Annotated in this window: 28 protein-coding genes; 9 read left to right on the top strand and 19 right to left on the bottom strand. The window is 56.6% G+C overall.

Annotated features, from left to right (window positions below):
• Positions 1–58: 58 nt before the first annotated feature.
• Positions 59–229: a hypothetical protein gene (locus AAC621_RS00145; RefSeq protein ID WP_340250998.1), complete on the bottom strand. Its 171-nt coding sequence runs from the start codon at positions 227–229 to the stop codon at positions 59–61.
• A 52-nt stretch (positions 230–281) separates the two neighbouring features.
• Positions 282–1,028, bottom strand: a complete 747-nt coding sequence (locus AAC621_RS00140) for a cytochrome c biogenesis CcdA family protein (RefSeq protein WP_340250996.1) — start codon at positions 1,026–1,028, stop codon at positions 282–284.
• 107 nt (positions 1,029–1,135) lie between these two features.
• Here AAC621_RS00140 and AAC621_RS00135 point away from each other — a divergent pair, with 107 nt between their 5' ends.
• Positions 1,136–1,378, top strand: coding sequence for a sulfurtransferase TusA family protein (locus AAC621_RS00135; RefSeq protein ID WP_340250994.1), 243 nt, complete (start codon positions 1,136–1,138; stop codon positions 1,376–1,378).
• Here the strand turns inward: AAC621_RS00135 and AAC621_RS00130 are convergent.
• From AAC621_RS00130 to AAC621_RS00120, 3 genes are read right to left on the bottom strand one after another with little or no spacing between them, the layout of a single operon-like run.
• Positions 1,375–2,463, bottom strand: coding sequence for an ABC transporter ATP-binding protein (locus tag AAC621_RS00130; RefSeq protein WP_340250992.1), 1,089 nt, complete (start codon positions 2,461–2,463; stop codon positions 1,375–1,377). The two genes, AAC621_RS00135 and AAC621_RS00130, sit on opposite strands and share 4 nt — an antisense overlap.
• Positions 2,460–3,266 carry an ABC transporter permease gene (locus AAC621_RS00125; RefSeq protein WP_340250990.1) on the bottom strand — a complete coding sequence of 269 codons (807 nt, stop codon included), beginning with the start codon at positions 3,264–3,266 and terminating at the stop codon, positions 2,460–2,462. Before AAC621_RS00125 ends, AAC621_RS00130 begins: the two co-directional genes overlap by 4 nt.
• Positions 3,263–4,156, bottom strand: coding sequence for an ABC transporter permease (locus tag AAC621_RS00120; protein ID WP_340250988.1), 894 nt, complete (start codon positions 4,154–4,156; stop codon positions 3,263–3,265). The genes AAC621_RS00125 and AAC621_RS00120 overlap by 4 nt, the downstream gene beginning before the upstream one ends.
• A gap of 225 nt (positions 4,157–4,381) precedes the next feature.
• On the opposite strand from AAC621_RS00120, the gene AAC621_RS00115 reads away from it, so the two are divergent.
• Together AAC621_RS00115 and AAC621_RS00110 are read left to right on the top strand one after the other, a co-directional pair.
• On the top strand, positions 4,382–5,164 hold the full coding sequence (locus tag AAC621_RS00115) for a glycosyltransferase family 25 protein (protein WP_340250986.1): 783 nt from the start codon (positions 4,382–4,384) through the stop codon (positions 5,162–5,164).
• A 217-nt stretch (positions 5,165–5,381) separates the two neighbouring features.
• Complete coding sequence (locus tag AAC621_RS00110; protein ID WP_340250984.1) at positions 5,382–5,720, top strand: methyl-accepting chemotaxis protein; 339 nt, start codon at positions 5,382–5,384, stop codon at positions 5,718–5,720.
• 97 nt (positions 5,721–5,817) lie between these two features.
• Here AAC621_RS00110 and rpsI read toward each other — a convergent pair whose 3' ends face one another.
• From rpsI to AAC621_RS00060, 10 genes are all read right to left on the bottom strand, one after another.
• Complete coding sequence (gene rpsI / locus AAC621_RS00105) at positions 5,818–6,327, bottom strand: 30S ribosomal protein S9 (RefSeq protein WP_317654870.1); 510 nt, start codon at positions 6,325–6,327, stop codon at positions 5,818–5,820.
• Positions 6,328–6,330: 3 nt separating this feature from the next.
• On the bottom strand, positions 6,331–6,789 hold the full coding sequence (gene rplM / locus AAC621_RS00100) for a 50S ribosomal protein L13 (protein ID WP_317654871.1): 459 nt from the start codon (positions 6,787–6,789) through the stop codon (positions 6,331–6,333).
• Positions 6,790–6,958: 169 nt separating this feature from the next.
• The gene (gene lpxB, locus AAC621_RS00095) at positions 6,959–8,146 is read right to left on the bottom strand and encodes a lipid-A-disaccharide synthase (RefSeq protein WP_340250982.1); all 1,188 of its coding nucleotides are present in this window, start codon (positions 8,144–8,146) and stop codon (positions 6,959–6,961) included.
• A complete protein-coding gene (locus tag AAC621_RS00090) occupies positions 8,143–8,928 on the bottom strand; it encodes an LpxI family protein (RefSeq protein ID WP_340250980.1) in 786 nt (261 codons plus the stop codon). The genes lpxB and AAC621_RS00090 overlap by 4 nt, the downstream gene beginning before the upstream one ends.
• Positions 8,929–8,939: 11 nt before the next feature.
• Positions 8,940–9,740 (bottom strand): acyl-ACP--UDP-N-acetylglucosamine O-acyltransferase, encoded by an 801-nt coding sequence (lpxA, locus tag AAC621_RS00085; protein ID WP_340250978.1) that lies wholly within the window; start codon positions 9,738–9,740, stop codon positions 8,940–8,942.
• Positions 9,740–10,222, bottom strand: coding sequence for a 3-hydroxyacyl-ACP dehydratase FabZ (gene fabZ, locus AAC621_RS00080; RefSeq protein WP_340250976.1), 483 nt, complete (start codon positions 10,220–10,222; stop codon positions 9,740–9,742). The genes lpxA and fabZ overlap by 1 nt, the downstream gene beginning before the upstream one ends.
• 113 nt (positions 10,223–10,335) lie before the next feature.
• Complete coding sequence (locus tag AAC621_RS00075) at positions 10,336–11,112, bottom strand: enoyl-CoA hydratase-related protein (RefSeq protein ID WP_340250974.1); 777 nt, start codon at positions 11,110–11,112, stop codon at positions 10,336–10,338.
• A 27-nt stretch (positions 11,113–11,139) separates the two neighbouring features.
• Positions 11,140–11,616 carry a cytochrome c-type biogenesis protein gene (locus tag AAC621_RS00070; protein ID WP_340250972.1) on the bottom strand — a complete coding sequence of 159 codons (477 nt, stop codon included), beginning with the start codon at positions 11,614–11,616 and terminating at the stop codon, positions 11,140–11,142.
• The gene (locus tag AAC621_RS00065; RefSeq protein ID WP_340250969.1) at positions 11,613–13,592 is read right to left on the bottom strand and encodes a heme lyase CcmF/NrfE family subunit; all 1,980 of its coding nucleotides are present in this window, start codon (positions 13,590–13,592) and stop codon (positions 11,613–11,615) included. The genes AAC621_RS00070 and AAC621_RS00065 overlap by 4 nt, the downstream gene beginning before the upstream one ends.
• A gap of 152 nt (positions 13,593–13,744) precedes the next feature.
• Complete coding sequence (locus tag AAC621_RS00060; protein ID WP_340250966.1) at positions 13,745–13,939, bottom strand: hypothetical protein; 195 nt, start codon at positions 13,937–13,939, stop codon at positions 13,745–13,747.
• A 294-nt stretch (positions 13,940–14,233) separates the two neighbouring features.
• On the opposite strand from AAC621_RS00060, the gene AAC621_RS00055 reads away from it, so the two are divergent.
• Complete coding sequence (locus AAC621_RS00055; RefSeq protein ID WP_340250964.1) at positions 14,234–14,746, top strand: invasion associated locus B family protein; 513 nt, start codon at positions 14,234–14,236, stop codon at positions 14,744–14,746.
• 22 nt (positions 14,747–14,768) lie between these two features.
• On the opposite strand, the gene AAC621_RS00050 is transcribed toward AAC621_RS00055, so the two are convergent.
• From AAC621_RS00050 to AAC621_RS00035, 4 genes are read right to left on the bottom strand one after another with little or no spacing between them, the layout of a single operon-like run.
• On the bottom strand, positions 14,769–15,980 hold the full coding sequence (locus AAC621_RS00050) for a beta-ketoacyl-[acyl-carrier-protein] synthase family protein (protein WP_340250962.1): 1,212 nt from the start codon (positions 15,978–15,980) through the stop codon (positions 14,769–14,771).
• Complete coding sequence (locus tag AAC621_RS00045) at positions 15,977–16,243, bottom strand: acyl carrier protein (protein ID WP_340250960.1); 267 nt, start codon at positions 16,241–16,243, stop codon at positions 15,977–15,979. Before AAC621_RS00045 ends, AAC621_RS00050 begins: the two co-directional genes overlap by 4 nt.
• A 38-nt stretch (positions 16,244–16,281) precedes the next feature.
• A complete protein-coding gene (locus tag AAC621_RS00040) occupies positions 16,282–17,367 on the bottom strand; it encodes a UDP-3-O-(3-hydroxymyristoyl)glucosamine N-acyltransferase (RefSeq protein ID WP_340250958.1) in 1,086 nt (361 codons plus the stop codon).
• Positions 17,368–17,420: 53 nt separating this feature from the next.
• Entirely contained in the window at positions 17,421–19,127 is a 1,707-nt protein-coding gene (locus AAC621_RS00035) for a L,D-transpeptidase family protein (protein WP_340250956.1), read from the bottom strand.
• 423 nt (positions 19,128–19,550) lie between these two features.
• Between AAC621_RS00035 and AAC621_RS00030 the strand changes: the two genes are divergently transcribed.
• The 5 genes from AAC621_RS00030 (at position 19,551) to AAC621_RS00010 (ending at position 23,523) form a co-directional block, all read left to right on the top strand.
• Positions 19,551–20,105 carry a YcbK family protein gene (locus AAC621_RS00030; RefSeq protein ID WP_340242585.1) on the top strand — a complete coding sequence of 185 codons (555 nt, stop codon included), beginning with the start codon at positions 19,551–19,553 and terminating at the stop codon, positions 20,103–20,105.
• Positions 20,106–20,247: 142 nt separating this feature from the next.
• Positions 20,248–20,691 (top strand): peptide-methionine (R)-S-oxide reductase MsrB, encoded by a 444-nt coding sequence (gene msrB, locus AAC621_RS00025; protein ID WP_340250954.1) that lies wholly within the window; start codon positions 20,248–20,250, stop codon positions 20,689–20,691.
• A gap of 3 nt (positions 20,692–20,694) precedes the next feature.
• Positions 20,695–21,195: a peptide-methionine (S)-S-oxide reductase MsrA gene (gene msrA, locus AAC621_RS00020; protein WP_340250952.1), complete on the top strand. Its 501-nt coding sequence runs from the start codon at positions 20,695–20,697 to the stop codon at positions 21,193–21,195.
• Positions 21,196–21,242: 47 nt separating this feature from the next.
• The gene (locus tag AAC621_RS00015) at positions 21,243–21,377 is read left to right on the top strand and encodes a hypothetical protein (RefSeq protein WP_340250950.1); all 135 of its coding nucleotides are present in this window, start codon (positions 21,243–21,245) and stop codon (positions 21,375–21,377) included.
• Positions 21,378–21,486: 109 nt separating this feature from the next.
• On the top strand, positions 21,487–23,523 hold the full coding sequence (locus AAC621_RS00010) for an NADH:flavin oxidoreductase (protein WP_340250948.1): 2,037 nt from the start codon (positions 21,487–21,489) through the stop codon (positions 23,521–23,523).
• The last annotated feature ends 185 nt before the right edge of the window (positions 23,524–23,708 follow it).

Raw genomic sequence — 23,708 nt, 5'->3', positions numbered from 1 at the left:
GCTGCATACGCCAATAAAACAAGCCTGCATAGGGGCATGGGCGATGTTATCGCTACCGTTAGCGCTGCGTGATGTTTAGCCAAATCCCATTGGCGGCGCGCAGGGTGAGATGGGCCTGTTTCGCGGCGTCGCGGCGATACCGTTCGCGCAAGGCGCTTGGCGGCGCAGGGTCAAACCCTGGCACAAAGAACACCGCCCTACGGCGCACGATATGACCCACCCGATCCATGCGGCCAGACTATCGCCGAAAGAGTGGAAATTGCTATATGAAAAAGGAACCTTTAACCAAGCGCACCAAGGGCTGGGAAATTCTCTAAAAGCCAGAAAGAAACGGCGGAAAACGCACCCGTCAAAAGGGCAAGCCCCACGACAATCAAAAGCGCCCCCATCAGCCGCTCGATCAGCTTCATATGGCGCTTGAGCCGCGCCATGACCCCCATCGCACGCTCAAGAAACAGCGCGCTTAGCAGGAACGGTACCCCCAAGCCTGCGGCATATACCCCAAGTAAGATTGTGCCGCGCGCAAGGCTGGCCTCATTCGCGGCCAAGGTCAGGATCACGCCAAGCTGCGGGCCGATGCACGGCGTCCAGCCAAAGGCAAAAGCTAAGCCCAAAACATAGGCCCCAAGTGCAGACCCGCCCCGATCACCCGCATCAAGCCGTGCTTCGCGATCCAACATCGGGATACGGAAAACCCCTAAAAAATGAAGGCCAAAAACGATGATAACCGCGCCCGAGATACGGGATAAAAGAATTTGGTTTTGCAGAAAAAACTGGCCGAAAATCGAAGCGGTAAAGCCCAAAAATAAAAACACGGTCGAAAGGCCCAGAACAAAAAACAAGGCTGCAACGACCGCACGATTGCGTCCCCGCCCCTTGGCATCGTCTAAGCTGATCCCGCCCATATAGGCCAGATAAGGTGGAACAATGGGCAACACACAAGGGCTGAGAAAACTCAGCACCCCTGCGGTTAACGCCACTAGGATCGCGGGCAAAAGCGATGCGTCATATAGATCGATTCCGAACATAAGTTTGGCTTTAGGGTATTTTTGCCCCTGCGTCACCTATGGCCGCTCTGCGCAGGAGATCACATTCTTGTGGACGGCAGGCAGGCCCGCGCGCTAAGCCACACCCCATGCAAGACCATATCCCATATGAGATTGAAATTGATGCGCGCGATTTACGCTGCCCGCTGCCTGTTTTGCGTCTGCAAAAGGCGATACGGGCGGCGCAGATCGGCGCGGTGGTCAAGCTCTGCGCCACCGATGCGATGGCCCAGATTGATGTGCCGCATTTTTGTGCCGAGGCGGGCCACGCCCTGATCTCATCTCACCAAGAGAATGGCACCTATATGTTTTTTGTAGAAAAGCAGTGTTAAGTGAAGACCGTAAACGCGCGGGGATCCCAACTGACGCGGGCTCGCGCGCCAACCTCAAGAACAGGGCGGCCCACCACATTGCGCATAGAAATCCGCACAGGGCGCGCAGCCCCATCAAGGCGCAAATCATAATAGGTCATATCGCCATAATAGACGACCTCATCCACCACACCTTGAGCGGTGCGCGCGGATTTGGGATCATCGTCGAAGAGGATCGACAGGGTTTCAGGGCGCAGCCCAATGGAAACGGCCCCCGCAGCGCCTGATCCAACCACTTGCTCAGGGGCGATCTCCGCGCGGCCAAGCCCCGCGATATCTACAGACAAACCGCCCGAGTGTTCCAAACTGCCCTCAAGGAAATTCATCATCCCGATGAATTCCCCTACCCTGCGGCTGACAGGGCGGCGATAAAGGCGCTCGGGGTCATCCAATTGCGCAATCTCGCCCTCGAACATCACCGCGATGCGATCAGACATGACCAAAGCCTCTTCTTGGTCATGGGTCACAAGGATAAAGGTAATCCCCACTTCGCGTTGCAGTTTGATCAATTCAACCTGCATCACCTCGCGCATTTTTTTGTCCAAGGCCGAAAGCGGCTCATCAAGAAGCAAAACCTTAGGCTTTAGGATCAGGGCACGGGCCAAGGCGACACGCTGCCTTTGCCCGCCCGAAAGCGCATGTGCCGCGCGCACGCCATAGCCCCCAAGGCCCACCATTTCCAAGGCCTGCCCTACGGCGCGTGTCTTATCCGCTGCAGACATCCCCGATTTTCGCAAACCAAAGGCCACGTTTTGCTCGACATTCAAATGCGGGAAAATCGCATAGGATTGAAACACCATATTGGTGGGGCGATGGTTTGGCGCCACCCCCTCCATATTCTTGCCGCCAAGCATGATCGCGCCTGAGGAGATATCCTCAAAGCCCGCAATCGCGCGCAAAAGCGTGGTCTTGCCGCAGCCTGATGGCCCCAGCAGCGAGAAGAATTCACCCTGCCCGATTTCGGCCGTGATGCCCCGCAGCGCATGATAATCACCGTAATATTTGTGGACATTCTCTAGACGGATGATTGGCTCTTGCTTGGTCATAAAAACCCTCCAACATCGCGCTTGCCTGCACGGCGCAGGCCACGGCGGCGGAAATATTCGGCAGTGATCAACAGAATAATCGACAACGCCACCAACAATGTGCCAAGCGCCATGATCACAGGAACCCGCGCAGGAAAGCGCAGCAAACCCCAGATATAAACGGGCAAGGTTGGCTCATTCCCAGACAGGAAGAAGGCGATAATAAATTCGTCCAGACTGATCGTGAAGCAGATCAAAAGGGACGCAATGATGCCAGGTGCGACAAGCGGCAAGGTGACAAGGCGAAACGTGCTGAGGGGTGTTTCGCCCAAATCCACAGCCGCCTCTTCTAGGCTTTTGTCCATATTGGTAAAGCTGCCTTGCAGGATCGCAATTGAAAACGGGGTGCAGATCAAAACATGGCCTGCAATCACCGACCAAATCCCCGTGGACAGCCCTGCTTGGATCAACACGACCAATAAGGACACCGCCACAATGATTTCGGGTAGAACCAAGGGCAACATGACAAAGCCCACAATTCCCCCTTTGGCAGGAAAATTATACCGCGTGGCGGCGCGTGCCGCGAACAGGCCAAAACAGGTCGACAAGACCGCAACCGAGACCGCGATAAAGACGGAATTGCGCGTGGCCTCAACCAAGGCTTGGGTGGTGAAAACCTCGATGAACCAGCCAAAGGTAAAGCCTTGCAACGGGAAGGCGATGACCGTGCCCGAATTGAAGGCAAATAATGGCAAAAGCACAATCGGCGCGTATAAAAACACCAAATAAAGGATCACATAGATCTTAAGGCTTTGCCCCTTCATTTCGATTTGCCCCCGCGTGTCCACCGCAATGTGCCAAGGATCATCACAAGCGAGACAAACCCCACCATCAGCATCGCCAAAACCGATAAGGTCGCCCCCATCGGCGCGTTATTAAGGCGCATGAATTGTGTTTGGATCATATTCGCAATCATCGTGCCATCCGACCCGCCCACAAGACGCGGAGTGACGTAATCGCCGATTGTCGGAATAAACACGATCAAAACCGCGGCCAAAACACCCGGCATCGCAAGGGGCAATGTGACACGCAAAAACACCATCACACGGTTTTCCCCCAAATCACGCCCCGCCTCATGCAAGGATCGATCTATTTTCTCAAGGCTGACGAAAATCGGCAAAATCGCAAAGGGGGCATAAGCATGCGCCAAGGTAATAACCACGGAATTGGCCGAGTAGAGGATCCAGGCCAAAGGCTCGTCTATCACACCAAGGCCCACCAATGTGCCGTTTACGGGCCCATCATAGGCCAAAATCACCCGCCACAAAAACACGCGGATCAGGTAGCTTGTCCAAAACGGGATTGTGATCAAAAACAGCCACAAGGATTTGCGTTCTGGGGCCACATAGAAGGACACGAAATAGGCCACGGGAAATGCCAACACGACTGTGATGGCCGTCACCGATAACGATATGCGCAGAGAGCGCGACAGCAATTCCATATATAGCGGGTCTGTGAAAGCCTCGCGGTAATTCGACAAAGTAAAGCTGCGATCAATCGTCATGAAATCCTGCGTCCAGAAGGAAAACAAAACAATCGCGGTCAAAGGGGCCGCCAGCAGCAAAACCGCGTAAATGAATGGGGGCGCGATCAGAACCATTCCTTTGGTCTCATCGCGGCGCAGGAACCTTCCCAGATCAAAGGATCGGGCCATTTATATCCCCCAAATTTGCCCCTAATCAGGGGTGCATAGCATTCGACCTTTAGAAGAAATCAATCTTTGCGCAAGGGATTCGATGCGTGAAGGCGCAAGATCGGGCGCTTGCGCGAATATTCTGCACAGTCGTGCCGCACCATTGCCTGCGCCTTGGCCCTTGCACCAACGCAGGCAAGCCTGTAGCCCCTTTTTCACCAACACTGACAGGCCCTCATAATATCCATGCCCCAATCTGCACGCGCCTCCCTTGATAAGGTGAAAACCTATCTGATCAATTTGGATCGAGCGCCTGCGCGCTTGGCCAAACTTGACGCGCGGCTTCGGGCGATTGGCCTGCCCTATCAGCGGATCGCGGCGGTGGATGGCAAAATGCTGCAGTTTCCGCATCCTGATTTCAGCGATTTGGCCTATCGCCTGCTGCATGGCCGCAGACGCGCACCCGCTGAGGTTGGGTGTTACTTCAGCCATATCGAGGCCCTGCGCGAATTTCTAAACAGTGACGCGGATCACGCGCTGATCTTAGAAGATGACATTACATTCGAGCCTGATTTTACGCAGGTGATGCAGGCCGCAGTCGCGCGGGCGGGCGAATGGGATATTCTGCGCCTTTCAACTGTGAATACGGGCCGCGCCATTCCCTATAGCGGGCTTACAGGGCGCTATCGTCTAGCCCTGGCCCTAACCCGCGAAAAAGGTGCGGGGGCCTATATGGTCAATCGGCGCGCGGCCAAATGGTTGGTGCGGCAACTGCCCATGCGGTTGGCCTATGACATTATGTTTGACCTCGAATATCTTGCAGGCCTTCGGGCGGTTTTCGTCAAACCCCTGCCTTGCGCGCAAATTACCGGCGAGGTTACGCAAATCCAAAACCAAGGGCCAGATTTCAAACTGCCCAAATGGCGCTATTTGACGGTTTTGCCCTATCGCGCATGGCTGGAAATCTCTCGCTTGATCATACGGCTGTTTCAACTTTTCCGTGCATGGGGCAACAACCTTCTGCGATAAGATGATCGCAGCAAAATCGAAGCTTTGATTCAAAATCTTTGCATCAAATATTTTTTGCGCGAGAGGCTAAACTTAACCTTAAGCTGTGCTTTATCATTTGTAACTGAATATAGATGACGGATTCCTTCATGACCCTACAGCGCGCCACACCACATCAGCATGATATTGATGGCGAAGAGGCCCGCCTTTCTGCCATCGCAGATCAGGCGGGGTTGATTTGGTCGATAAAACAGGCAGCGAACTGCGCCGCATTTTCGAAGATATTGGCCAAATCGCCCATGAGGTCGATGGCATCGTGGCGGGTGTCAGCGAACAAAGCATCGCCCTTGCCGATATTAATAGCGCCATTTTCAATATGGAACGCGCGACCCAAGAAAACGCCACGATGGCCGAGGAATTGGTCAAGGACAGCGGCAAGATGACGAAGGCCGCAACGGGCCTGACGGGGGAATTGCAGTTCTTCAAGCTTGGGGAGACGACACAGGGCCATAATCAGGCCTATCCAACACAGAACGGGGCAATGCCAACACCACAGGACTATGCGCGCGCCATGTAAATTGACCGCGCACAGAATGGGGACGCGTCAAAGGGACAAAGAAAAAGGCCACCCAAACGGGTGGCCTTTTTGTAATCTTGAACAGCGTTGATCCAGATTAACGCTTGGAGAACTGGAAGCTGCGGCGCGCTTTGCGCTTACCGAACTTCTTACGTTCCACAACGCGGCTGTCGCGGGTCAGGAAGCCTGCCGCCTTCAGCGCGCCGCGCAAGGAGGGATCATAAAGCTGCAGCGCCTTAGAGATGCCGTGCTTTACCGCGCCTGCCTGACCTGACAAGCCACCGCCTTTGACGGTTGCCATCACATCGAACTGATCTTCCACACCAGCCACAGAGAAAGGCTGACGCAGGATCATCTGCAACACAGGGCGGGCAAAGTAGGTTTTGATCTCTTTGCCGTTCACGGTGACCTTGCCAGAGCCTGGCTTGATCCAGACGCGGGCAACCGCATCTTTCCGCTTACCCGTTGCATAAGAGCGGCCAAGCGCATCGCGCACAGGCTCGCGGGGGGAGGCATCCACGGAAATGGATGTCGCACCTGCGGCGGGGGCAGAGCCCTCAGCCACGGCGCCTTTCAGCTCATCGAGCGAAGAGAGTGTCTCGGCCATGGTTTAGCTCCGCGTGTTCTTTTTGTTCATGGATTTTACATCCAGAACTGTGGGGTTTTGTGCCTCATGCGGGTGCGCTGCACCTGCATAGACGCGCAGATTGGTCATCTGGCGGCGCGACAGCGGGCCACCGGGAAGCATGCGCTTGACCGCCTGCATCACAACGCGCTCAGGATGCGCACCTTCGAGGATCTGGCCTGTGGTGCGGCTCTTGATCCCGCCGGGATAGCCTGTGTGCCAATAGTTTGGCTTGTTGCGCTTGTTGCCCGTCACCTGCACTTTTTCAGCGTTGATGACGATGACATTGTCGCCCATATCCATATGGGGCGTGAAGGACGGCTTGTGCTTGCCGCGCAGCCGCATGGCGATGATCGAGGCAAGACGACCGAGAACAACGCCCTCAGCGTCAATCACGATCCATGACTTGTCGATATCCGCAGGAGTTGCGGTAAAGGTTTTCATGTATACGTTCCTTGGTCTTAGATTTTGACCGAAAAAAGAGGCCGCCTGTGCGACCCCCGTTAAAGATGGCAGGCTTATGCGGCAGAGACGGGGTAAGGTCAAGCCTCTTTAGCACGCCTAAATTATGATTAATTATTGAAAATCAATTGCTTGGATATGGGGTTATATTTTACCCCACAATTTCCTTCTCCAAAACCCGCAAAACTGCCTCTGCCGCGCGGGCCTTTGGGTCGCGATCCCCTGCCCCAAGCTGCGCCATCGTCACTTCGGCGGCTTGGATTTGATCGTTGCGCGCAGTCTGATCGCTCACCAACCGCTCAAGCGCCGCCAAAACAGGCGCAGGTTCAAAGTCCTTCCCCAAAAATTCGGGGATGTGGCGGGATTCGCTGACCAAATTGACCAAAGTGACCGTGTCAATTTTCAACATCCACCGCATCAAAACTCGTGACAGCGGCGCCATATCATAAGCAATCACCATCGGGGTTTTTGCGGCAGCCAATTCCAAGGACACTGTCCCCGAAGCCGCAAGCGTCAGATCCGCCGCCCCAAAAGCGCAGGATTTTTGATGTGGATAGTCCGCGCCCGCGGCACGCGGGTCGAGCAGGTGCGCCCTTGGCCCAAGATCCCAAGCGGCCATCATCCGCGCGACATCATCGGCAATGGCGGGGGCCGCAGGCAAAACGAGATGGCCGCGTGGATGCGCATGCAAGAACCCGCGCGCAACCTGCCCAAATCGGGGGCCAAGCCGCGCAATTTCGCCCCGCCGCGAGCCAGGCAGCAGCAACAGCAAGGGATCCCCTGCCCCAACACCAAGGCCCGCGCGATAGGCGCTGCAGTCCTCGGGCGCGGCTTGCGGCATCTGCGCGACTGGATGCCCCACAAAATCACAGCCCATCCCCACAGCCTGCATCAATGGCGGCTCAAACGGAAACAGCGCCAGTACATGGTCAACAAAGCGTGCCATTTTACGCGCACGCCCCGCCCGCCATGCCCAGACAGTTGGGGCGACATAATGGATCACAGGAAGCTTCGGTGCGCATTTCTTCACCTGCTTGGCCACGCGCAAGCAAAAATCAGGGCTATCAATGGTGATGAGCGCATCAATCTGCCCCTCAATCACCGCATTGACCGCCTGATCGCGGCGCTTGAACAAACGCCGAAGGCGCGGCAGCACCTCAGCCAGCCCCATGACCGACAGATCAGACATGGGAAACAGGCTGTTTAGCCCTTCGGCCTGCATCAACGGGCCACCAATGCCTGAGAATTCAATGTCAGAACGCGCGGCCTTCAGCCCCGCCATCAGGCTGGCCCCAAGCGCATCGCCCGAAGGTTCGCCCGCAATGAGAAACAGTTTCACGGCGCGGCCCATAGGGTGATGCCCGCCAATGCCGCGCGGGCGAGAACCTTTTCCCGCTCAAGGATCAGCGCGCCACCCGCCTGCACCACCAAGCCCGACAGCCCCGCCTTTTGCATCATCGCAATCGTCTGCGGGCCAATTCCGGGCATATCAACGCGCAAATCCTGTCCTGCCTTGGGGCGCTTCATCAAAACACCCCCCGAATTGGGGCAAGTCTGCGCCACGAATTCTAGCATCGCATCTGTGCCGGGTAGGGTTTCAATCGCAAGAACTTGGCCCTTTGCAACCACAGCACCTTGGCCGACATCTTGGGGTGCAAGCGCCGCCAAAACGGCGGCAGCGCGATGTGCATCGGCGCGCAAAGCCGTGCTCACCTCGCCCACCATCACGCCCTCGGACGCCAAAAGATCGGGACGGATGTCATGTGGGGCGCAAATTTTGAATCCCTGTTCCTCCAACAGCGCGATCACGGCGCGCAACAGCCCATCATCCCCCTGCTGCAACGCCGCCATAAGGCGCGGCATCAGCGCGGCTGTGCCCGCATCAAGCGCAGTGGGGTCAAACACGGGGCGGCGCATTGCGCCTGCAAGGCACAGTTCCGTCACGCCCACGGATTTTAGGCGCGCAAACAGGGAGGCCAATTGCTCAAACCGCGCCTCAATCTGCTGCGGTGCGCGGGCATCCACGGGCGTGCCGTGGAAGGTGACCAATATCGCGTCCCCCGCCTCAAGCAGCGATTGCGGAAGAGCACCCCCACCCGCCAAGATTGCGCGTTTTGGCATGATCCCCCCGTTCAACCCGGCGTTAAGAATGACCGATCCGAGCCTTTCAGCACAAAATCCACCACGTCCCTTACATATTGGGAATTTGGTGCCTCTTCTGATAAACGGCGCGCGCGTTCCTGAAATGCACCTTCGCCTTGCGCCAAGGCCTGATAGGCGGCGCGCAACGCATTGATATCTTCTTTGGCCACGCCACGGCGTTTTAGGCCAACCAAATTCAGACCATCCAAGGCCCCGCGCGGGCCTTGCACAAGGCCATAGGGAATAACATCATTGGTCACCATCGTGACCGCGCCGATGATGGCCCCGCGCCCGATGCGCACAAATTGGTGGATGCCCGAAAGCCCGCCGATGATCACGCCATCCTCAATGATGCAATGGCCTGCAATAGCGGATTGGTTGGCCACCACAACATGGTTGCCCACGATTGCGTCATGGCCAACATGCGCGCCTGTCATAAAGAGGTTGTCATCACCAACACGGGTGATCCCGCCCCCGCCATCTGTGCCCGTATTCATGGTCACACCTTCGCGGATGCGATTGCGTTTGCCCACAATCAGCTGCGTCTTTTCACCCGCATATTTCAAATCTTGCGGAATATCGCCGATATTCGCGAAGGGAAAAATCACGGTTTCAGCGCCAATTTCGGTCATTCCTGTGACCACAGCGTGGGATTTAAGCACCACCCCCTCATGCAAGGTCACCTCAGGGCCAACATGGCAAAACGGGCCAATATGACAGCCCGCAGCGATAGTTGCCCCGCTTTCAACGACAGCCGATGGATGGATAGAGGCCGAAGGATCAATCGCCATTACGCAGCCCCACCCGTGGCACCCTCAAGATCCATCATCGCGGTAAATTCAGCCTCGGCTGCCATTTCCCCCTCGACAGTGGCCAGCCCCTTAAAGCGCCAAACCTTACCACCGGGTTTGCCGCGCGTGGTTTCGATTTTCAGCTCGAGCACATCGCCCGGCACAACCTTGCGGCGGAATTTGCAGGCATCAATACCCATGAAATACACAAGCAAATTGCGATCAGCCATACCCATAGCCACCCCGACCATCACCGCGGCAGTTTGCGCCATCGCCTCGATGATTGTGACGCCGGGCATAATGGGGGCGGATGGGAAGTGACCCTGAAAATGAGGCTCATTAAAGGTGACATTCTTGATGCCCGTGGCCGAATGATACCCTTCGATATCGCGCACGCGGTCAATCAACAAAAACGGATAGCGATGCGGAATAATCCGCTGGATCAGATGAATATCTGCCTCTTTCGGCGTCTCGCCCGTCATTTTGGTCTTCCTTTATCAAATTCCGCCTTGCGTGAGTGGGACGATCACATCCCCCCGCGGCCTTGCATCCCTAGCACTTTGGCGCCCCTTGGGGCAAGCCTGCGCAAGCGGCCTTAGCGGCCTTCAAATGCGGGTTTGCGCTTATCGTTAAAGGCCAAAACACCTTCTTTGAAATCGCGCGTACGGCTGAGCGCGCCTTGATGCGCAGCTTCTTGCAACATTTGCGCCTCAAGCCCCTGTTGCGCAGAGGCGCGCAGTGCAGATTTTATCTTGCTATAGGCCTGTGTGGGGCCACTGGCCAAATGCGCGGCGCGGGCGCGCCATGTGGCGTCAAACTCGGCCTCACTTGTGGTCTGCCAAATCATCCCCATTGCTTCGGCCTCCCGCGCGGTGACAGGCTCGCCAAAAAGTGCTGCCCCCATGGCACGGGCCTGCCCCACGAGGCGGGGCAAAACCCAAGTTGCCCCCGCATCAGGCATGAGGCCGATTTGTGCAAAAGCTTGGATAAATCGTGCATTTTCGGCGGCAATGACGATATCACAGATCAAGGCAAGGCTTGCACCCGCCCCCGCCGCCACGCCATTGACCGCCGCAATCACAGGGATCGGGCAATCGGCAATCGCTGAGATCAGCGGCATGTATTCATCCCGCAAGACCCGCTCAAGATTGAGATCAGCCACACGGCCCGCATCGCCCAGATCCTGTCCCGCGCAAAAGGCGCGACCTGCGCCTGTGATCACCAAAACCCGCACAGAGGCCCCCACCTGCCCTATCGCATAGGTCAATTCGGCCCGCATCTGCGTGTCGAGCGCATTTAAGACATCGGGTCGATTGAGCGTAATCACCGCAATGCCATCATCCAATTGATAGAGAATCCGCTCGTAGTTCATGATCGCCTCAATCTGGGTTTGGAAGGCTCAACTTTGCTTGTCGCTAAGAATACGCGCAAGGGCGGCCTGCTCATCCGGGGTGAGTTCTGCTTCGGTGGGGTTCGTGCTGCGCGCTCGCGTGCGGATAAAGGCAAAGGCCACACCAAAGCCCAACAAAAGCAAGGCAGGCCCTGCGAGCCAAAGCGCCAGATTGCTGCCCGACATCGGCGGGCGCATCAGCACATATTCACCATATCGATCCACCACCTCTGCGATGACCTGCTCGTTGCTATCGCCCATCATGATCCGTTCGCGCACGAAAATGCGCAGATCGCGGGCGACTGTGGCGTTGCTTTCGTCAATCGATTCATTGCGACACACCACGCAGCGCAAATCGGCTGAAATCTCACGCGCCCGCGCCTCGAGGGCAGGATCAGGCAAAACTTCATCAGGCTGCACCGCAAGCGCGGGGCTTGAAATCAACCACATTGCGGCAAGCGCGGCTTTTGCGAAGGCCCGCGTCATTCGGCAGGCACCCCAATAGCGGCCCGATCCCGCGCGGCCCCCGCCGCGACACGATAGCGGCGATCGGTCAGGCTAAGCGCCCCGCCAAGGGCCATGATAATTGCACCGCCCCAAATCCAATTTGCAAAGGGTTTGATCCATGTGCGCACGGCCCACCCTCCATCCAACTGAGGATCGCCAAGCGCCACATAAACATCACGGGTAAATCCACTGTCGATCCCGGCCTCTGTGGTGGGCATACCCGCCACGGGATATATCCGCTTTTCAGGGGTCAAAAGATCCACGATACGCCCGTCTTTGGCGACTTCGACAAAGGCCATGGTTGAGATGTAATTTGGCCCCTGCACCTCGCGCACATCGCGCACAATCAAATGATAGGCGCCCACATCGAATTCTTCGCCAATTTGCGCCACGCGGATATCTTCGATTTGATAGGTCACCAAGGCCCCCACACCAATAAAGGTGATGCCAAGCCCCGCATGGGCCAAGGCCTTGCCCCAATCGGCGCGCGGCAGGCGGGTCAGGCGGCTAAATTTCGCGGCAATCTCACGCCCCTGCCCTGTGCGCTGCCACAGATCAACCGCGGCCCCTGCAACCAGCCAAACCCCAAGCGCGAGGGTGATCAACCCCGCCAACGAGCGCCCCGTTCCAAGCGCATAAAACAAACCTAAAAGCGCGATGGTCAAAAGAGCCACGCCGCTCATCAGGCGCATCGCACGGCCAAGCTGCGCGCGTTTCCACGGCAAGACCGCCCCAATGGGCAAGGCCACCGCAATGGCAAAGGCGAAGGGCGTAAAGGCCGCATTAAAGAAAGGTGGCCCCACAGAAACGGTGCGGCCCCAAAACATCTCCGCCACCAAGGGCCAGATTGTGCCGATGAACACAACAAAGGATGACACCGCCAAAAGAAGGTTATTCAAGACCAAACCGCTTTCGCGGCTCACAGTTGAGAACACGCCCTTAGCCTCCATCGCGCTTGCGCGGAAAGCATAGAGCGTAAAGGCCCCGCCCATGAAAACGACCAAGATCATTAGAATAAACATCCCGCGCTCTGGATCATTGGCAAAGGCGTGCACCGAAGTGATGATGCCCGACCGCACGATAAATGTTCCGATCAGCGAGAAACCAAAGGCCAAAATCGCCAAGAGAATTGTCCAGCTTTTCAGCGCCTCGCGTTTTTCGACCACAATTGCCGAATGCAACAGGGCCGCCGCAATCAACCACGGCATGAAAGAGGCGTTTTCAACAGGATCCCAGAACCAGAACCCACCCCAACCAAGCTCGTAATAGGCCCACCAAGACCCAAGGCCGATCCCGATGGTCAGAAACACCCATGCCGCCAATGTCCAAGGGCGCACCCATCTGGCCCATGCTGCATCAACGCGCCCTTCGATCAAGGCCGCCACAGCAAAAGAAAACGCCATGCTGAGGCCGACATATCCCAAGTATAAAAACGGTGGGTGGAAGGCGAGACCAGGATCTTGCAGAAGCGGGTTCAAATCTTGGCCATTAAAGGGCGGCAATTCGAGCCGCAAAAACGGGTTCGATGTGAACAAAATGAAGGCGTAAAATGCAACCCCCACCGAAGATTGCACGGCCAAAACGCGCGCGCGCAGTCGCGGCGGCAGGTTTCCACCGAACCACGCCGCTGAGGCCCCAAATAGTGCCAAAATCAAAACCCATAGCAATAGCGAGCCTTCGTGATTGCCCCAGACACCGCTGATTTTATACAGTAGCGGCTTGTCGGTATGGGAATTGGCAACAACCAAATTCAGCGAGAAATCAGAGGTCACAAAGGCATAGGTCAGCGCGGCAAAGGAAATCGCCACAAGCGCGAATTGCAAGCTGGCCGCGGGGCCGGCAACCGCCATCCATGCGCTCCAATTTTTATGTGCGCCAATCATCGGCACAATCATTTGGAACACAGCCACGGCAAAGGCCAAAACCAAAGAAAAATGGCCAATTTCAACGATCATCTCTGCCCTCCTTCATCACATCGCGGCCAGCATGATCCAGATTTTGCCGTCCCTTCGCGGCAAAGAGTAACGACAAAGCCGCCCGCATCCAAGGGGTTAGCGCGAAAGAGCCGCACCCCTGATCACAGAGCCGTGATCTAGCAGGGGACATCTCAACGCCCCGTGAGCGCCCCCAAGACGCCGCGCATCACCGCGCGCCCTGCCCTTGTGCCCATTTGACGGGCGAAACTTTTGGCAAAGGCTGTGCCAACACTATCGCCACGCAAGGGTGCTTTTCGCTTGGGGCTGTCCCCCGCAGTATAACGGCGCGCTGCTGAAAACTCGCGCGCGGCTTTTTTGTGCCCCAAGGGCCCGCAGCAAAAAATCGCAGCTTCATAAAAAACCCCTGTTGACGGAATGAAAATCCTGACATAGCGTTCGTGACAATAGATCGGCCAGTCCGACAGGGAGCGATAAATCAGTCGCAAAGACTGATCAAAAAAGGGCCTCGTTGCGAGGCTCTTTTTTGTTGGGAACGCGCCACATGTAAATCATGGCAATTCTGCCCCGCCGGCCAAGAATTTAAATCATATCGCGCTGCACCCGCTGACAATGGTGCCATGCTATGTTAGCGCAGAGGTCACATGACATATGAGGATATTATGACCCGATTTTCACGTCACCTTTCGCATACGGTTCTGGCGCTGGCGCTTTGCGGGGGCGTGGCCCCACAGGCCTTCGCGCAAGACACTGAAACCTTTGGCGCATGGAAAAAAATTTGCAGCGGCGAAGGCGAGGCGCAAGCCTGTCTGATTTCGCAGGTGCTGCAAGATACGGATGGCAATAACGTGGCCGAGGTCAGCATTGCCAATGTCATTGACGGCGGCGATACGGTGGGCGCGATCAGCATCGCAACCCCGATTGATACGCTGCTTTTGCCGGGTGTTCGGTTCAAGGTCGATGAATTCGATGAAAACCGCCTCCCGTTCAATTTCTGCCAACCCGGTGGATGCGTGGTGCAAATCGGTCTGACCCAAGACAATATTGACGCCTTCGAAGGGGCAACGGCGGCGGCTGTCACCATTGTGCCAATTGCTGCGCCTGATGCAGAGGTTGCCCTAACCCTGTCTTTTGACGGGTTCACCGCAGCCTTTGCTAGCCTTCAACCTGAATAAACCATCATGAGCAGCGCCCCGCTTAGGGCGCTGCTTTTAGGGCCAAAACCGCGTTCAACCCGCCAAAGGCAAAGGCGTTGGAGAGAACTGCATCAACCTTGGCCTCTCGTGCCTCATTGGGGACAACATCAAGGGCACATTCAGGGTCGGGCTCCTCATAGCCGATGGTGGGTGCAATCACCCCATCACGCAGCGCCATGATACAGGCCAACAGCTCGACCGCGCCTGTGCCGCCGATCAAATGCCCGTGCATCGATTTGGTGGAGGATATCATCAGATCATCGGCGTGATGGCTAAATACATCGGCGACAGCCGCGCATTCCACCTTGTCATTGGCCGCCGTGCCCGTGCCATGCGCATTGATATAGCAAATATCCTCAGGGTTCAGCCGCGCATCCTTGAGCGCGCCTGAAATCGAACGACCTGCCCCTTGCTTGGACGGCATGACGATATCCGCCGCGTCCGATGTCATGGCAAACCCCACCACTTCGGCCAAAATCTCGGCACCACGCCGTTTGGCGTGATCATAGTCTTCGAACACAAACACCGCGGCCCCTTCGCCCTGCACCATCCCATTGCGGTTGGCCGAAAACGGGCGACACGCATCTTTGGACATGACCCGCAACCCTTCCCAAGCTTTCACCCCGCCAAAGGAGAGCATCGCCTCAGACCCGCCTGTAACCATAACGTCACAGGCCCCGCCGCGGATCAATTGGAAAGCCAAACCCATCGCATGGTTTGACGAGGCGCAGGCGGTGGCGACCGAAAAGGATGGCCCCTTAAGGTTCCATTCCATCGACACATGGCTGGCTGCGGCATTGTTCATCAGCTTGGGAACAACAAAGGGGTGAACGCGATTTTTTCCCTCTTCATAGACAGTGCGGTAATTCTCGTCCCATGTATTAACACCGCCCCCTGCCGTGCCCAGAACTACGCCCGCCCGCGTGGCCGCCTCGCCCCCAAAGACAAGGCCAGAATGATCTAAGGCTTGATGCGCAGCGATTAAGGTGAATTGCGTAAAGCGGTCATAGAGCGCGATTTGCTGGCGGTTGAACCGCGCCTCAGGATCATAGCCCCTCACCTGCGCCCCAATTTTGACGGACAGCCGATCCACATCGCGCAAATCAAGGGGGCCAATCCCGCATTTTCCTTCGCGCATCGCGGCCAAGGTGGTCGGCACATCATGCCCTAATGCATTGATTGTGCCCTGCCCCGTGATAACAACGCGCCTCATGCGTGCTGCTCGGCCACGAGTTTTTCGACCGCCGCCACAATGGCCGCAACCGATGAGATATCAAAATCGCTTTTGTCAGGCTCATTGGCGTTGAACGGCACCTGAATGTCGAATTCTTCTTCGATGGCAAAGATGGCTTCGACCAACCCTAACGAGTCGACCCCCAAATCTTCGAGTGTTTTTTCAGGCAAGACATCGCTTGTCTCAAGCACCGCTTGTTCTGCAATGATCTTGATGATCCGCTCAGAAATATCTCCAGACATAAAACCTTGCCTCCATCAGCATATCCAAAGGCCTAACCTTACGGATTGGTCAATTTCTTCTCAAGCGCCGCCACAGTTTTTGCAAGACGCGGCAATCGCCTTAGCGCCTTATACATCTCGATATGTGTCTCCATTTTGACAGCCGGGCTGCCCATCACCATTCTGCCCGATGGAAGGCTAGAATAAATCTTGGTGGCCCCTGCGGCGACCACATCAGAGCCGATCTCGATATTATCGGAGACACCGCACTGCCCGCCCAGAACCACGCGATCGCCCACGCTACAAGATCCCGCAAACCCGACCTGCCCGCAGAGCAGGCAATCGCGACCAATGCGGCAATTGTGGCCGATATGAACCAAATTATCGATCTTTGTGCCTGATCCGATTTCCGTATTCGCTACAGTGCCACGGTCAATCGCAGCGCCTGCGCCAATTTCGACATCATCCCCGATGACGACACGACCCAAAGAATGAATGCGCGCCCAAGATTGCGGGGTCTGCGCCGCGTCTGATTTCCCTAAAGATTGGCGGGCAATTTCGACTTGGGATTTTTCTGGGGTGACGAAAGAGAACCCATCCCCCCCAATCACCGCATTGGGTTGAATGATCACACGATCCCCAATTTGCACATGATGCGCGATGCGCACACCCGCATGGATCAACGCATCAGCACCAATTTCCGCGCCTTCGGCAATGCTGACATGCGGGGCGATACGGGCGCGTGGCCCGATGATGGCGCCCGCCGCGATGACCACAAAAGGTCCGATGGCAGCATCCGCGCCAATTTGGGCGCTTGGGTCAACCACCGCGCTGGGGTGAATTCCTGCCACAATATGCGGCCCTTGATCCATGAGGGCCGTAACACCCGCCATCGCATAGCGCGGACGGGCGATTAAAATCGCAGCCTCTAATCCAAGGGCCTTCCAATCCGTGCCCTCAGCCAAAATCGCAGCCTTGGCCTGTCCTTTGGCCAAATCGGGCAGATATTTTTCTGACATCGCCAAGGCCAGATGATCAGCGGCCGCCGTGGCGGGCTCGGACAGGCGCGAGACGACCAATCCAACCGCGCCTTCGGCTTTTGCGCCCAATTCCTTGGCGATATGCTCAATGCTGCTGTCAGCCATGTGGGATGCGCCTTATTTTTGCTATGGCCCAACCACGGGGCCACCCTTTGCCTTTAACTTGAGATTGCCGCAACGGAAACCCCCGCCGCCTCAAGGGCCTGCCACAAATCGGCATTGCGCCCATAAATATCGGCGCGGTGCTGCAGACGCCCATCAGGGTCCACAAAGGATGTCCAATAGACCAAATGCACGGGGATCGGTGTTTCAAGCCGCACCGTTGTTTCGCGACCCGTTGCAAGGATACGCGCGAAATAGGCTTCGGGATCGTCCACTTGATGGTCCAAAAGATGATAGGCGAAGTCAAACGGATCCTGCAGCCGCACGCAGCCATGGCTATAGGCCCGCGTTTCGCGCGCAAAAAGGTTTTTTGCAGGTGTGTCATGCAGGTAAATGTTCCACGGATTGGGGAACATGAATTTCACCAACCCCAAGGCATTGCTGGTTGAGGGGGCTTGGCGCAACGTATACGGGAAGGTGCTTGCCGTGTATTGGGTGAAATCCACCTGCGCGCGATCAACAACTTGTCCTCCGCCCCATAATTCCAACTGACTTTGCGCGGTGGGGTCTTCTTGCAATTGCGGCAGATATTCGCGTGTGGTGATTGAACGGGGCACCGTCCAACTGGGGTTAATGACCATATATTCCATAACGTCTGAGAATTCGGGCGTGTGACGGCGTGGATTGGGGTGCCCAACAACCGAACGGGTTGAGAAGGTCACGACATCTTGATCCACCACAGTCGCATGGAAGTCAGGGATATTGACCAAGACATGGCGCTCACCGCGGTCAAAATTCATCCAACGTTGCCGCTCCATGGCTAAGATCACATCTTTAAGGCGCGTTTCGGCATCCACATTGATCGCGGCCAATGTATTGGCGCCAACAATTCCATCTTGGGTTAACCCGTTATCCGCTTGGAAGCGCATCACCGCCCCGACCAGCCTGTCATCGAACAGGGGTGGCACGGGCGCTTCGGTCGCCGTTTGCGCATCATTCGCGGTTGATAGGGTTACGGATGCAGAACTGGGCTCTTCGGCGAGATATCCCATCGCTTGCAGCCGCGCAATTAGGGCCGCGACAGCGGGCCCTTGGTCGCCCAATTCCAGTCTTTCGGCCACCACAGGCGCCCCCCATCCGCCCGCCTCAACCACGCGCGCCAAATCAAACATTGCGCGCTGAAGGCGAGCATATTGTGGGTGCTGCGGCGTCAAATTTGACAGATATATCATTGGATTATCAGCCGAAGCGAAGCCTGAAAGTAATGCCTCACTGCTTTGGCGTGGGGTGGTTTTATGAATGTCTTCGGCCAAGGTTGCAGGCTCTAACACCCCTGCGCTGATATCTTGCGCATAGTCCAGATAGGTCAAAGCCGCGCGCAACTCGGTTGCAATATCTGCCCCAGTTGCAAAGCCCGCGCGTAAACCTGCGATGTCATAAGTCGCGCGCGGCAGGCCGTGATCGCCAGATGCCTCAAGGGCCGCAAGCAGCGCAGCACGGCGCAGCTCAAATTCAGGCCCCTCGCCGGTCCAAATTGGTGCAAAATCGCGTGCGGCATAAAAGACGAATACCTCAGGATTATTGGCAAAGCGGGCCGCCATTTCTTCGCGCGCGGCGACATCTTGCCAGAACTGCGCCGATGATGGCGGTGAGGTGACCACCGTGGTAGGCAGGCTTTGCGCCACGGCAGCGCCCGCGATGATCAGGCCTAAGCCCGCCCCAGCCACCAACTCAACCCAAAAACCAGTTTTTTCAACACTCACGATAATACCTATTTTCAAACGAACCCCTCCGCCAAATATGGGGAAGAAGGCCCGCGCCGTCCATCTCCAATCGCGGGCGCACGATCGCTCAGGCGTCACGCCTATGCAGCATTGCAACAGATGTTTTTTAACCTTAACGAGCGTCTGATGGGCACCACGAGGCCAAACCTGTGCAGAGACAGGCGAATTTTTACTTAAAAACAAAGCATTACACCGATTGGCAAATTTCCGCCGAATCGAAAGACCCTGCCCGCCAAAAGGTTAATCAATGCTTTCACAATCATTTCACCTGTGTCATATTTCGTGACGTATCGTGCAAATAAAAAACCGCCCGCTGCCATTCACGCTGGATCCGTCCAGCTAAGGGACAGAGGCACCCGTATCGAGTGTAGTGGTAATCAGGGCAGAAGCATGGGGACTGGAATGAAATTGATTAGCCGTCGGGGCTTATTGCGGGCATTTGCTGCGACAACGATCGCGGCGGCACCTGTATCGGCCAACGCCTTTGGGATTTTGCGCGGCGCAGGCGATTTTCGCAAATTGCGCATGCACAATGGCCGCACGGGCGAAACGCTGGATATGATTTACTGGATTGATGGCGACTATATTCGCCCCGCAATCGAAGAAATCAGCTACTTCATGCGCGATTGGCGCCAAAATGAGGTGCATGCGATTGACCCGCGCACCCTCGACATCATGGCGGCCTCTCATAACCTTTTGGATACGAACGAACCTTATCTGTTGTTGTCTGGCTATCGCTCGCCTGCAACCAACGCGATGCTGCGTCAACGCTCGTCAGGTGTTGCGCGCAACTCACTCCATATGGTCGGCGAGGCGGCTGATTTGCGCCTCACCTCCCGCAGCGTCAGTCAAATTGCGCGCGCGGCCGAAAGCTGCGCTGCGGGTGGGGTTGGACGGTATTCGCGCTCGAACTTTGTGCATATGGATTGTGGCGATGTCCGCCATTGGGGCGGGTAAGTCAGCCAATATCCGCCTCAATTCGGCATAAAGTGCGCTTATTTCGGCGTAACGTCTTTGTGTGACTTACCATTCTCACTGGATAATTTGCGCGGCGCCCCCACATTATGGCTCGAACCCCAGAAGGAGTGAGCCGTTCCTCATGACAAAATATCAAAAGACGCCGCAGGCCATCGCGGCACTGACGCCCGAGCAATACCACATTACCCAAGAAAATGGCACCGAGCGCCCCTTTACGGGGGCCTATACCGATTTAGAGGCGCGCGGGATTTATGTCGATATCGTATCTGGCGAGCCGCTGTTTTTGTCGAATGACAAATTTCATTCTGGCTGTGGTTGGCCCTCATTCACAAAGCCCGTCAGCGATGAAATGGTGGTCGAAAAGCGCGACCTCAGCCATGGGATGGTGCGCGTTGAGGTGCGTTCGAAATATGGCGACAGCCATTTGGGCCATGTTTTTCCCGATGGGCCGCGGGATCGCGGGGGCTTGCGCTATTGTATCAATTCGGCCGCTTTACGTTTCATTCCCGAAGCAGATATGCAAGCCGAAGGGTATGGCGATTATCTGATGATGTTGGAGGCGTAAACAATGGCGCAAGAACGGGCGGTTTTAGCAGGTGGATGCTTTTGGGGGATGCAACAATTGATCCGCCGCATGGATGGGGTGTGTGCAACCCGTGTTGGCTATTCGGGGGGCGATGTTCAAAATGCCACCTATCGCAACCATGGCACCCATGCCGAGGCGATTGAAATTTTCTTTGATCCCGAGCGCCTAACCTATCGCGATCTGTTGGCGTTTTTCTTTCAAATTCATGACCCCACCACGTTGAACCGTCAGGGAAATGATATTGGGATGTCCTATCGCTCTGCGATCTTCTATGTCGATGAAGCACAACGCGAAACTGCGTTAGAGGTTATCGCAGATGTAAACGCATCGGGGCTTTGGCCTGGAAAGGTTGTGACTGAGGTGGCGCCTGTCGGCCCGTTTTGGGAGGCAGAACCTGAGCATCAAGATTATCTTGAGCGCCTTCCCAATGGGTATACCTGCCATTTCCCGCGGCCTGATTGGGTTCTAAAAAAAAATATATGATTTGGCGAAACTTAAAGCCGTCAGCCCACAGCGGAGAGGCGCGGCTGTTGCAGAGATGGATTGATCACGGCCACACCCCCGAAGCGGCCCGCGCAAGGCGCGATGCCAATGACCTGCCAAATGCCGAATTGGTCTTGGCCAATGCCCTGCCTGCACATTGGGTCATGGCAGGGGCCGCCTAGGCGCAAATGGCGCAAACGCGCCTTTTCGTGACGCGCCCCTTCCTTGACAAGCAGAGCCTGCCACGGCCAGCCTAGGCTGACACAGTCGCAAACCGTTAAGAGGCATCCTATGGCAGACCCGATCTTGCAGCCGTTTCAGCTGAAACATCTGACCTTGCGCAATCGGGTCATGATCACCAGCCACGAGCCTGCCTATAGTGAGGATGGCCTACCCACCGATGCCTATCGCGCCTATCATGTGGAACGCGCCCGTGCTGGCATTGCGCTGACCATGACGGCGGGCTCTGCCGTGGTCAGCCGCGACAGCCCGCCCGCCTTTGGCAATCTCTTGGCCTATCGGGACGAGATCACCCCGCATATGGCCCGTCTTGCCCGCGAGGTGCATGACGAGGGCGCGGCCGTGATGATCCAACTCACCCATCTGGGGCGGCGCACGCGCTGGGACACAGGCGATTGGCTGCCTGTCCTCTCGCCAAGTGCGCTGCGCGAGCCCGCACATCGCGCCTATCCCAAAGTGCTTGAGGATTGGGACATCGCGCGGATCATCAGTGATTACGCCGATGCGGCTGAACGGATGAAGGATGCAGGGCTAGACGGGATCGAATTGGAATCCTACGGCCATTTGATGGATGCATTTTGGTCGCCCCGCCTCAATCACCTAGACGGGCGATACGGGGCTGAAACGCTTGAGACGCGCATGGCTTTTTCGATGGATGTCCTGCACGCCATTCGTGCCCGCGTTGGGGATGATTTCATCGTTGGCGTCCGTTTTGTGGCTGATGAAGATATCAAGGGCGGTATTTCTGCCACCGAAGGCCAAGAGATTGCCCGCCGCCTGCGCGACAGCGGGATGGTCGATTTCCTAAACGTCATTCGGGGCAATATCGACACCGATGCAAGCCTGACCCGCGTGATCCCGTTGCAGGGCATGGCCTCGGCCCCGCATCTGGATTTTGCGGGCGAGTTACGCGCGCAGACGGGCATCCCGATCTTTCATGCCGCGCGTATTCCCGATTTATCGACCGCGCGCCACGCCATTGCTGCGGGAAAGTTGGATATGGTGGGAATGACGCGGGCGCATATTGCCGACCCGCATATCATGGCAAAACTTCTCGAGGGGCGCGAGGAGGATATTCGCCCCTGCGTGGGCGCCAATTACTGTATCGACCGCATCTATCAGGGCGAAAAGGCGCTTTGTTTGCACAACCCCTCAACGGGGCGGGAATTGAGCCAACCGCATAAGATTGCGCCAACAGACACCCCGACCCGCGTCACGATTATCGGCGCGGGCCCTGCGGGCCTTGAGGCCGCGCGGGTTGCGGCCACGCGCGGGCATCAAGTGCATCTCCTTGAGGCCGCCCCGCAGGCAGGCGGGCAAATTCGCCTCACCGCGCAATCGCCCCGCCGCCGCGAGATGTTGGCGATCACCGAATGGCGGGTTGCACAATGCGAAAAGCTTGGCGTGCGCCTGCAATATAACACCTATGCCGAACCCGAAGATGTTTTGGCGACTGCGCCCGATGTGGTGATTGTGGCCACAGGCGGGATGGCCCGCGAAGGGGGGTTAGAGACGGGCAGCGACCTCATTTGCAGCGCATGGGATGTTTTATCGGGCGATGTCAAACCCGAAGGCGATATGCTGATCTTTGATGAGGCAGGCGATCACGCAGGGTTGCAGGCCGCAGAATTTGCAGCCCCCCATGCCCGCAGCATTGAGATCGTCACCCGCGACCGCGCCATCGCGCCCGAGGTGATGGGCATGAACCTCACCCCCTATATTCGTGCGCTGCAACACTCAGGCGCGCAGATGACCATCACATGGTATCTCAGCCACGTAACGCGCACAGGCAATCGCCTGACCGCGCATTTAATCAGTGACTATAGCGACAAAATAGAAACCCGCGAGGTGGACCAGGTCGTGGTCAATCAAGGCACAACGCCGCTTGATGATCTTTATTTTGCGCTCAAACCGCAGTCGCGCAATTTGGGCGAGTTGGATTACCATGCCTTTCTTGCGGGGCAGTCCCAAAAGATTATCAAAAATCCAGACGGGCAGTTTGACCTCTACCGCATTGGTGATGCAGTCTCACCGCGCAACACCCATGCCGCAATTTATGATGGGTTGCGCCTTGCGCGTAGCCTCTGAGGGAAGAGCCTAGAAATGACCCGCTACCCGCCCCTCGACAACACCCATTGGCCCGCCGAAATCGCGGATATGCAAGCGGGGTTTGCGGGGCGGCTGAATGTCTATCGGGTGATGGCACATCACCCTGCATTATTACGGGCTTGGGCGGATTTGCGGGATCATGTGGTGGTCAAAACCGCGCTTGG

It is taken from the genome of Roseobacter sp. HKCC-CH-9208 (genome assembly GCF_037805125.1).
GTDB lineage: Bacteria > Pseudomonadota > Alphaproteobacteria > Rhodobacterales > Rhodobacteraceae > M30B80.
This window is presented reverse-complemented; position numbering and strand designations above follow the sequence as displayed.